The sequence below is a fragment of the Lysinibacillus xylanilyticus genome (assembly GCF_001183605.1).
Taxonomy (GTDB): Bacteria; Bacillota; Bacilli; order Bacillales_A; family Planococcaceae; genus Lysinibacillus; species Lysinibacillus xylanilyticus.
On the sequence record NZ_LFXJ01000001.1, the window covers coordinates 1 to 3679 of the forward strand.

The following is a 3679-nucleotide window of genomic DNA, read 5'->3' on the forward strand; positions in this document are numbered from 1 at the left end:
TGAGAGTAGGACGTCGCTAGGCAATATAAACAGTCAGCTAAGTGCTGGCTGTTTTTTTATTGTTTACCGACAGAAGACTCACGTCAAGGGATGAGAAGGGTGTAGCCCAATGAGTAAGTCTGATATGGTGTAATCCATTGAAAATAAAGCAGACTTTTAACAACTTAATTAATACAAATTTTAATATACTCCAATTAACAAAAAAGGAAATAAGATAGGGAATATGCGTAAACGCAATATTTTTATAACAGTTGCTGTTCTTATTACATCCATTATCTTGATGGGGCTAGATGTATATGAAAACAAAGAACGAGAAGCCCTTGCTAAAGCTGAAGCTGAAAGAATTTATACAATATCGGACATTTTAAAAGATGCAGATGTTCAATAAAAAAACAACTTTAAACATCCGTACAGTTGTATCGACGCCACTAGAGCCTCTTCTTAAATCAAATGTCGAGAACGAAGAACAGTAAAAACGAATAATGAGTGCAATAAACAACTTGCAATTAAAGCAAATAAAAGATATCACTTCGTTAAACGATGTTGATTATCTTATCAACATGAAATTGAATAAAGAATATACGTTACACGTATATGAAAAGAAAAAACAAATATACTTTATAGATTTAAGCGACTCAACTAAAGTAGATGATGAATATCTTTATAACTACACGATTCTAAACGGTGATGAATTTTTCGATGCTTTAAAGGACATCATTCAATAACAAAAAACCTCCTGTTATACAAGCAGGTTTTTTAATTTGTACAAAACCTTGACGTTTTTTGTACGCTGCCTTAATTACAGCAGCAGCTTTTAAAGAACCACTAGACTGGTCTTTTAACAAGTTGTTAAAGCTGTTTTGTTTTTAATACGTACAATTCCGTCTACGTATTCAACTGATAGTGAATACCCTTCTACTTTTGTTGTTATGAATGCCATATTGCATCTCTCCTTAATGTTTTATCGTCTTAAATTCTGTAAAGGGAGATTTGCAATCAAAGTAACAACCTAAATTAAAAAAAGATAAAAAAATGAAAACATTTAATTTCTAATCTATTACTCTTATTTGGCACATTTGTTTTACTGGGGGCTTTCGCTTATCGGTTAGTGATTACTTCTGATATACCTGTTTCATATGCAATAGATGAAGCCATTACTTTACACGTACTCATATTTATTTCTACACTGTTTTATATTTGTGGCTCAATTAGTGGTTTTCTAAATGCCATTCGTTACACTGTAATAGCTGTAATAACGCTATTTACGGTGCTGAACATCTATCTTCTAGATACGGATACGGAATATTTCAATGCTTCATACGCTCAAATAGCCATAGCATTTATATTGCACCCATTGTTAGTTATTTTGGTAAATATTTTTATGCAATTAAAAACAAGATTAACCGATTAAGGTTGTCCTTGTTTTTTTTTATAAAATTAAATGTTAAAAAAGGCCTCGCACCCATCTATTTAAAGAGCCATTTCTTGACCCCCTACAAAACGGCTATATAACAACATTTTACTGTAAATAGACTAAAAAGGTGAAGGACTACCCCTACACCCATAAATGAACTGTTACATCTGGATCGTTGGCAAGTTCTTGTCGAGTCCCCTCAAACCATTCAAAGCTCTCAGAGATAAAAAAGGATTAGGCTCTGTATACAGTGCTTAATCCTTTTTTATTTAATAGATGGTATTCAAAGAGCTGTAGAAATTCGACATAAACCTGTATTTTTAGTTCTAATTGTTGTTACTAGTTCTTATAATGTAAAGATTATTTGAAAAAGGAGAGGGAATTTTGTGGATTGATGGTGTTTTTTCTGGTGGTGGTTTGAAGGGGTTTGCGCTAGTCGGGGCGTATCAAGTACTAGAAGCTGAAAATTTTCGCTTTAAACGGGTAGCTGGAACGAGCGCTGGGGCCATATTAGCTGCTTTTATTGCTGCAGGATATAGCGGGAAAGAAATCCAAACTATGTTGGAAGAGTTGGATGTACCTTCATTACTAGATCCAAGGAAAACAATATTACCTTTCCCATTCATGAAGTGGGTTAATGTTTATCACCATTTAGGTTTATATAAAGGAAAAGCATTAGAAAAATGGTTTTTTCAGAAGTTGGCTGCAAAAGGGGTTTATACATTCGGAGATTTACCAAACGATTCATTAAAATTAGTGGCTTCGGATTTAACAAATGGCAGAATGATAGTTTTACCAGATGATTTACAAAAATATCATATCGAAGCTAGGAATTTTTCTGTAGCAAGTGCTTTACGTATGAGTTGTGGTATACCTTTTTTCTTTGAACCTGTTACATTAAAAACAGGGAAAGGGGATTCAGTTATTGTAGATGGCGGGGTATTGAGTAATTTTCCGTTATGGGTATTTGATGATAGAGAAGGACGCAAAGTGCGACCGATTATAGGGCTTAAATTGAGTAGACGTAGAGAAGAACAACACCCACATGAAATTAAAAATGGATTAAATTTATTTGAAGCTTTATTTTCTACTATGAAAGATGCTCATGATGAAAGATATATTTCAAGACGGCATGAACGAGATATTATTTTTATTCCTGTTGATGATTATAGCGCCACACAATTTGATTTAGATGAAGAGACTAAAGAAACGCTTTTAGAAATAGGGAGAAACCGCACTATTCAATTTTTAAAATCATGGCCAAGGTTTAGGTTATGAAACTTTTAAAAAAAACGGATAAGACTATTGACGTTCTATAAAGTGGGTGGTATTATATAAAAGTTGCTGTTGAACACACAGCTAGAACAATATGAAAATAAAATAACTGTTTGACATTCTGTATGAAACATGTTATTATATAAAAGTTAGCTCTTAACAAAGAGATAACGATTGCAAATGAACCTTGAAAACTGAACAAGCAAAACGTAATCAATAAAGTTTTTAATAGCTAACCTTGAGTTAGTGAACAAAACAAAATTTTGGACATCAAACATGATGCCAGCAAAACAATTTGAGCTAATCAAATTTCTTTTATGGAGAGTTTGATCCTGGCTCAGGACGAACGCTGGCGGCGTGCCTAATACATGCAAGTCGAGCGAACAGAGAAGGAGCTTGCTCCTTTGACGTTAGCGGCGGACGGGTGAGTAACACGTGGGCAACCTACCCTATAGTTTGGGATAACTCCGGGAAACCGGGGCTAATACCGAATAATCTGTTTCATTTCATGGTGAAACACTGAAAGACGGTTTCGGCTGTCGCTATAGGATGGGCCCGCGGCGCATTAGCTAGTTGGTGAGGTAACGGCTCACCAAGGCAACGATGCGTAGCCGACCTGAGAGGGTGATCGGCCACACTGGGACTGAGACACGGCCCAGACTCCTACGGGAGGCAGCAGTAGGGAATCTTCCACAATGGGCGAAAGCCTGATGGAGCAACGCCGCGTGAGTGAAGAAGGTTTTCGGATCGTAAAACTCTGTTGTAAGGGAAGAACAAGTACAGTAGTAACTGGCTGTACCTTGACGGTACCTTATTAGAAAGCCACGGCTAACTACGTGCCAGCAGCCGCGGTAATACGTAGGTGGCAAGCGTTGTCCGGAATTATTGGGCGTAAAGCGCGCGCAGGCGGTCCTTTAAGTCTGATGTGAAAGCCCACGGCTCAACCGTGGAGGGTCATTGGAAACTGGGGGACTTGAGTGCAGAAGAGGA

General features: G+C 36.7%; 3 protein-coding genes and 1 other annotated feature. All 3 genes read left to right on the forward strand.

Annotated elements, in window-relative coordinates; all coding sequences use genetic code 11:
* Positions 1-223: 223 nt before the first annotated feature.
* The 3 genes from ACZ11_RS26830 to ACZ11_RS00015 all read left to right on the forward strand — a co-directional run bounded on the left by ACZ11_RS26830 (position 224) and on the right by ACZ11_RS00015 (position 2692).
* Positions 224-388: a hypothetical protein gene (locus ACZ11_RS26830; RefSeq protein ID WP_236690749.1), complete on the forward strand. Its 165-nt coding sequence runs from the start codon at positions 224-226 to the stop codon at positions 386-388.
* A gap of 94 nt (positions 389-482) precedes the next feature.
* Positions 483-725 (forward strand): hypothetical protein, encoded by a 243-nt coding sequence (locus ACZ11_RS26835; protein ID WP_236690750.1) that lies wholly within the window; start codon positions 483-485, stop codon positions 723-725.
* 1073 nt (positions 726-1798) lie between these two features.
* Entirely contained in the window at positions 1799-2692 is an 894-nt protein-coding gene (locus tag ACZ11_RS00015; protein WP_049662497.1) for a patatin-like phospholipase family protein, read from the forward strand.
* A gap of 319 nt (positions 2693-3011) precedes the next feature.
* Positions 3012-3567, forward strand: a sequence feature (16S ribosomal RNA rRNA prediction is too short).
* Positions 3568-3679: the final 112 nt, after the last annotated feature.

Excerpts from the sequence above, each read along its gene's own strand:
- ACZ11_RS26835 (WP_236690750.1), top strand. The coding sequence starts at position 483 with ATGAGTGCAATAAACAACTTGCAATTAAAGCAAATAAAAGATATCACT.
- ACZ11_RS26830 (WP_236690749.1), top strand. The coding sequence starts at position 224 with ATGCGTAAACGCAATATTTTTATAACAGTTGCTGTTCTTATTACATCC.